This is a genomic window from Aquabacterium sp., assembly GCF_035476535.1.
Lineage (GTDB): Bacteria > Pseudomonadota > Gammaproteobacteria > Burkholderiales > Burkholderiaceae_C > Pseudaquabacterium.
In genome coordinates, this window is sequence record NZ_DATILJ010000279.1 from 1 (window position 1) to 6,523 (window position 6,523).

4 protein-coding genes are annotated in these 6,523 nt (G+C 70.3%); 1 reads left to right on the top strand and 3 read right to left on the bottom strand.

Annotated features, from left to right (window positions below; translation table 11 throughout):
• The coding region (locus tag VLK61_RS27655; protein WP_325426121.1) for a hypothetical protein at positions 1-729 on the bottom strand (729 nt) is incomplete at its 3' end.
• Positions 730-863: 134 nt separating this feature from the next.
• Entirely contained in the window at positions 864-2,321 is a 1,458-nt protein-coding gene (locus tag VLK61_RS27660; protein WP_325426123.1) for a hypothetical protein, read from the bottom strand.
• Positions 2,322-2,450: 129 nt separating this feature from the next.
• Between VLK61_RS27660 and VLK61_RS27665 the strand changes: the two genes are divergently transcribed.
• Positions 2,451-4,457 (top strand): TPR end-of-group domain-containing protein, encoded by a 2,007-nt coding sequence (locus tag VLK61_RS27665; protein WP_325426125.1) that lies wholly within the window; start codon positions 2,451-2,453, stop codon positions 4,455-4,457.
• Between the two features lie 32 nt (positions 4,458-4,489).
• Here VLK61_RS27665 and VLK61_RS27670 read toward each other — a convergent pair.
• The coding region (locus VLK61_RS27670) for a YfaP family protein (protein WP_325426127.1) at positions 4,490-6,523 on the bottom strand (2,034 nt) is incomplete at its 5' end.

Genomic DNA, 6,523 nt, shown 5'->3' on the forward strand with positions numbered 1-6,523 from the left:
ACTGGCCGGCTCGGGCACGCTGGCTGTGATGCCCGGAATGCCTTCGAAGTGGTAGAGCGAGGCATAGGCCGGGTCGTCGATCGTGAAGATCGGATCGACGAAGGCCTCCGACCACCCCGCCCCTGCGCCCACGCCACCGGACAGCGTGCTCGTGTACAGCGAGACATCGAAGAAGCCGTTGGCTCGGATGCGCACGACCTGGTCGAACGAAAAGCTGTTGCCCGCCGGGCTGGTGAGGCTCGTGCTCCCGATCAACAGCGGGTCGCTCGTTTGCGGATTCAGGACGAACGTCGCCGATGCCTGGGTCGAACCCGCGCCGTTGACATAGCCGCTGGCGACGACGCGCACCGGAATGGACGCCGGCAAATCGGGCCCGACCACGGTGACGCGGTAGCTGACGGTCGCGGAACTGCTGGCGACGCCGCCGATCAGGACGCCCATCGAGTAAGCGCCGGCCGAACTCGCGTAGCTGTAGGCCGTGCCGCCCTGGACCGAATCGGTGATCGAGGTGGAGACGTTGCCATCGACGTTCACACCGTAGCTTGCCGGCGCGATAGTGGTGCCGTTGTCCGTGTCTTGCAGACGGTTGAACGAGTCGAAATTGTCGGCCGAGGCGTAACCCGTGTAAGTCACGACGCTGACGGCATGCGCCGCGCCGAATGGGAAGAGCGTCGGCAGAAGTGCCGAAGCGCACAGGATGGCGCTCCGTAGCGTTCTCAGTCTTGTCATGGTGTTCCCTGGTGGTGATGGCTGGATGGCCTCTTGATGAGGGCTTGATCGGTTGAACGAGATCTGCGCCGGCATCAGGACATGGGCGGCTTGCTGATCTAGGGGGCAACGCAGCACGTTCGGCTGGCACGTGGTCACAGCTTGCGCAGGTAGGCCAGCAGCGCCGGAACCTCCGCGTCGGTGAACGGCCGGTCGATGACCGGCGGCGTGACGCCCGGCTGGGTGGTGAGCAGCGGGGCGGCCGGGTTCTGCACCTGCACGCGCTTGAAGAACTGCTGGTAGTGATCGAGCATCTCTTCGAGCGTTGCCGCGGTGTTGTTGATGAAATACGGCGCGGTGCGGCTGATGCCGCGCAGGTTCGGCACGTCCATGTGCTGGATGTCGCCGGGCCCGCCCGGGGCCGGGTAGCCGGTGAGCAGCAGCCGGCCCGGATCCGAACTCGTGAGCCGGGTGACGCAGGCGGACTGGGGTGCGGCGCCGCCGCAAGGCGTGCCGCTCGGTGCCACGCCGCTGTTGGTGATCTCGTAGGTCCGCACGTTCTTCATCTGGCTCGCGCTGCAGGGCGTGAACAGGAAGCGCGCCGGGCTGACGGTGTCGACCGGCCGGGGGCAGGCCGTCAGGATGTCGTGGTAGCGGATCAGTGCGCTCGGCGTGCCCGGTGTGCCCTGCTGGATCGGCGTGCTGGTGCTCGGATGGCCGCCGGTGTTGCCGTGGCACTGGGCGCAGGAGCGGTTGAAGACGGTCTTGCCCGCGGCCTCCAGCGCGTTCAGAACGGGGTCGGGGTCGGGCAGCGGGTTGGTGCCTGCCGTGATGGCATCGGCCAGGGCCTTCACGCGCGGCGAGGAGAACTGGGCACTCTGGAACGCCGCCAGATCGTCGAGGAAGCTGGCCGGCGGGTCGGTGGTGATGCCCGCGTGGTCGCGCAGCGCGCCCAGCGCCTGGGCCTGCAGCGTGTCGAAGCGGCCGTCGAGCTGGTAGCCGCCATTGCGGTTCGGCCCGCGCGGCGATACGGGAGCGATCCCATCGGGGCCGGTGATTTTGGCGTCGAGGATTGACGGCACCGCGCGCCACACCTCAGCCACGGTTTCGGCGGTCGGCAGGGCCGATGCCGGGCACGGCACCGTGGCCCCGCAGTCGAGCAGCCTGACGTTGGCGGGCAGCGCGATCGTGACGCGGATCAGGCCGTTCTGCGTCAGGTTCGTGAAGTCGCGCGCGGCCGCGCCGTTGATGCGAAAGTCATCGGCGTCGATGGCGCGGAACAGCGGGTCGTCGACACCCGTCTGGGTCATCTTCGCCAACCTTGTCTGAGCCGCGGCCGGCGTCAGCTGGAAGTTCTCGGCCGTCATGTGGCAGTCGGAACAGGCGCGGCCATTGCCGCCCAGGCCGGCGAGCGTGCGGTCGTGGAAGTTCGCCTTGCCGCGGCAGAAGGCCGAGTTGCCCGACGTGGCTGCGGCGTCGGTGCTGCAGCCGTCGGCATCGACGAGGGGCTGCGCCGCGCCATCGCCCTGATCGCCGCCGCAGGCGTGCAGCGTGATGCCGGCGAACAAGATGAGCGCCGCGGTCCAGAGCGTGCTGCGATGGCAATGGGTCATGCCGTGTCCTCAGAGTGACGTTGGGCCGGTCGCAGCCTGCGAACCGGCACGGCACAATGACCCAGCCGCTGCCAAGCGTCGTTAGCCGCTCATGAATCTCTTCTGAAGAAAGTCTGAATCGGCGCCGCCATGGTCGTGTCTGATCGTTACGCGTTCGGGGACTTCGTGCTGGAGCGTTCGCAGCAGCGCGTGCTGCGCCGCGACGGCAGCGAACTGAGCCTGACGCCACGCCTGTTCAACGCGCTGTTGATGTTCGTCGAGAACGCGGACGCGCTGCTGGCGAAGGACACGCTGATGCACGCGCTGTGGCCGGGCCTGGTGGTGGAAGAGAACAACCTCAGCCAGACCATCTCCAGCCTTCGGCGAGCGCTGGGCGACGAACCGCCGGGCAGCCGCTACATCCAGACGGTAGCCCGCCGCGGCTTCAGGTTCATCGCCGCGGTGACGGCGCTGCCGGCCGCCGACTCCGTCGCGACGCCGCTGCCAGCCGAGCCCGACGCGCCCGCCGTGCCCGCCGTGCCCGCACCGCCATCGCCTGCGCCGCCCCAGTCCACCGCGGCCGGGGAACAGCGGGCCTTGTCGCCCCGTCGGCGGCAGTCCGACAAGCGGCGCTGGCTGGGCCTGGTACTGGCCAGCAGCATGGCCGCCGGTCTGGGCGGCGTGGGTTGGTGGTCCTGGCGCCGCCATGCCGCGGCGGACCCCGGCGCCGGGGCCTCGCATACCACGCTGGCCGTGCTGCCTTTCAAGCCGCTGGCCGCCGAAAGCCGCGACGAGCTGCTCGAACTGGGCATGGCCGACAGCCTGATCACGCGCTTGTCCACCGTGCCCGGCCTGGTGGTGCGCTCCATTGGCTCGGCGCGGCGCCATGCCGGCGCCGAACAAGACCCGATGCGTGCGGCGCGAGAGCTCGACGTGGCCTGGATCGTCGATGGCTCGCTCCAGCGCAGCGGCGATCAGTTGCGGGTGACGGCGCGTCTGCTGCGCGCCTCCGATGGCGCTGCGGTGTGGGGCGACAGCTTCAACGAGAAGTTCACCGGCGTCTTCGACATGCAAGACCTGATTTCGGCCCGCGTGATGCAGGCGCTGGTGCCTCGCCTGGAAGGGGGCACCGGCGTGTCGACCGCCGTACCGACAACCGACCCAGGCGGCACGCGCAACACCGACGCCTATCAGCTCTACCTGGCCGCATCGCTGCGCGCGCAGCCCCGGCGCGCCGACGGCCTGCGCAAGAGCATCGCGCTGTTTCATCAGGCCCTCGGCTTCGACCCGGCCTACGCCATGGCGCATGTCGGTCTGGCCGCGACTTTGAGAGAGACCTTGCTGGCCGCGGACGCCGAGCCGGCCACCGTGTTCGAACCGGCCAGAACGGCCGTGCAGCGTGCGCTGGCGCTGGCGCCGAACCTGGCCGAGGCGCTGTCCGAGAAGGGCTTCAACCTCTACTACTTCGAGTTCGACTGGCGCGGCGCCGAGCGCGAGTTCCGCAAGGCACTGACGGTCAACCCGAACGTGGCGATGGCGCATTACGGCCTGGCCCAATTGCTGCTGACGCAAGACCGGCCGGATGAAGGTTTTGCGTATCTCCGGCGGGCGCGTGAGCTCGACCCCTTGTCGCCCTTCCTCAACATGCTGGAAGCGAGTTATCTGTTGGCCCGCGGCCGGCGCGAAGAGGCGCGCACCCGGCTGAACCGGGCCTTCGACATTGCCCCCGACTTCTATCTGGCCCACAGGACCCAGGGCCTGCTGCACCTGGCCGAGCAACGGCCCGATCTTGGCATCGCGTCGCTGCGGCGCGCCGTCGCCCTGGCCGATGGCAACACGCGACCGAGCGCCCTGCTGGGCATGCACCTCGCGCGTCTCGGCCAGCGGGATGAGGCCCGCGCGATCCTGAACCAGTTGCTCGCGCGGTCCAAGGCGCAGTTCGTGCCGCCGGTGTCGCTGGCGGTGCTGCACGCCGTACTGGGAGAAACGGCGCTGGCGCTGGATGCACTGGAGCGCGCATTCGCGGCCCGTGACACGCAACTCGTCTTCTTGAAGGACGACCCGCGCTGGTCGGGCTTGCGCAAGGAGCCGCGGTTTTTGGCCCTGATGCAGGCGCTCAAGCTCGACCGGTACGGCCCGGGCTTGTCGCCGACTTGACTTCGGCATGCGCCTGCTCGGTCTGCACGCGCTCAGTCCGTGGCCGCCGCCTCCACCCGGAACTCGCCCACCGTCACCACCTCGCCGGCGCCGGCCAGGCGCAGCATCACGCGCTGCTCCTTCTCGGCCGCGGTGCCGAAGCCGGTGGTGAGGCGCAGCATCAGCGTGGTCGCCGGCGCCAGCACTTGCTGCCGGTGGCCGTAGAAGCGCGCGCGCACGGTGTAGGTGCCGGGCTTGGGCTTGCGCAGCGAGAACTCCTCGGGACCGTAGCCGCCGGTGAAGTCGGCCGACATGCGCCCGCCCTGGCGTGTGCGCGCGCGGCCGAAGAAGGCTTCCTCGCCGTTCGGGTCGCGCACGTAGAGGTCGATGTCGGTGTTGTCGGCATCCCAGCCCATCACCACCCGCAGGCCCAGCGGCAGGTTGACCAGCAGGCGTGGGTCCATCGCCGCGGTGTCGACGGTGTGACCTTGGCGCTTGGCGCGGACGATCAGCGCGTTCAGCTCGGCCAGCGCGGTCAGGTCGATGTCGGGGAAGCGGCCCCCTTGCCAGCGCGTCGATGCGGTGTGCCACAGCGCATTGGCGCTGTCCTGCCACTGCCCGGCATCGGCCAGCGCGAGGCCCAGGTCGCGGCTGGATTGCGGCTCGTGCGGCGCGATCTCGCGCACGCGCTCGAACACCGGCACCGCGAGCTCGGCGCGTTCGGCTTGCAGCAGCCGATAACCCAGCAGGCGCAGCAGCGCGCGGTTCTCCAGTTCCATCTCGGCCAGGTTGGACAGTACCCGCACTCCTAATGCGTTATCACCTTGTGCAAAGAACTGGTCAGCGGCATCGAGGAAGAAGGCGGTGCTCGTCAGCTGGTTCGGCCGCTCGTCCAGGTAGACGGCGTAGCGCTGCTGCGGCGTGGCCGCGCGCAGGCGGCGGGCATACGGCGCGTCGGGCGTCCAGGCGCGCAGCTGGATGCTGGCCGGGCCGGACTCGCCGCGGCCGGCTTCGGCGGCGTCGGCGCCGGTGGCCTTGGCCAGCGCGGGCCGGCCGGCGGCTTCGGCTTGCTTGGCCCGCCCTTCGGCGATCGGTGCGGCGGCGAGGGCTGGGGCCGGTGCCGCGGGTGCGGCGGTCATCGGCATCGGCGCGGGCGCAGCGCGCTTGTCCGCATTGGTGTCTGCTCTGGTGCTTGCACTACCGGCGCGCTGGCGCAGCGTTTCGCCCAGGGCGCCGGCGATCGCCGGCTGCTCCTCACGCGGCGGCGCGGCAGCGTCCTGCGGGAACGCGGTCGCCCACCAGGCCTGCTTCTCCTGGAAGCGACGGACCAGTTGCTCCAGGTGCGCCTGCTGTTGCCGCTGCGTGCCGGCTTCGGCGGTGGTGACTTGCGAGCGATAAGCCACGCGCAGCGGTCCCGCGGGCGGCTCGATGCGATGGCGCACGTAGTCGGCCAGTGCGTCCAGCACGATCAGCGAGGTCTCGGGCGTGGCCAGGCCGAAGCGCTGGCCCAGGCGTTGCACTTCGGCGCGGTGCGCTTCGGGCTGGAAGCTCAGCGAGGCCATCGTCAGCGCGGCCCAGCGCAGCGCCGGCAGTGGCGCGCCTGCGTCGGCCTCGTCGACATGCGGTGCGGGCTGGGCGCCGGCCGACACGGCGGGACGGGCAGCGGAGCGCGCGGCCGGCATGCCCCAGCGCAGCGTCTTCACCGTCAGGCCCTGGCTCGGCAGCTGGAACACTGCCTCCAGCGTGCCTCGGGGTTCCTTGGCGATGCCGGCCACGGCGATGCGGCCGGCCTCCGCATGGCGTGACGCGGCCACCCATTGCTGGCCCTGCGCACTGCGCAGTTCCACCAGCCGCGGTAGCACCGTGGTGATGCGCTGCATTGCCTGCAGCGGACCCAGGCGCTGCAGGTCGAGCACCGCGCCGCCGCCGGGCTCGACCACCTCGCGCAGCCGCGCGGCGTCGCTGCCGAGGCTCGACTGCACGACGAAGGTGGGCATGTCCACGCCGGGGCTGCGGCGCGTGCCGAAGGTCGACTGGCCGTCGCTGAACAGCAGCGCCAGGTCGCCGGCCTGGGCGTTCAGCTGCAC

Coding starts and splice junctions, on each gene's coding strand:
- VLK61_RS27660 (WP_325426123.1), bottom strand. CDS start 2,321: ATGACCCATTGCCATCGCAGCACGCTCTGGACCGCGGCGCTCATCTTG.
- VLK61_RS27665 (WP_325426125.1), top strand. CDS start 2,451: ATGGTCGTGTCTGATCGTTACGCGTTCGGGGACTTCGTGCTGGAGCGT.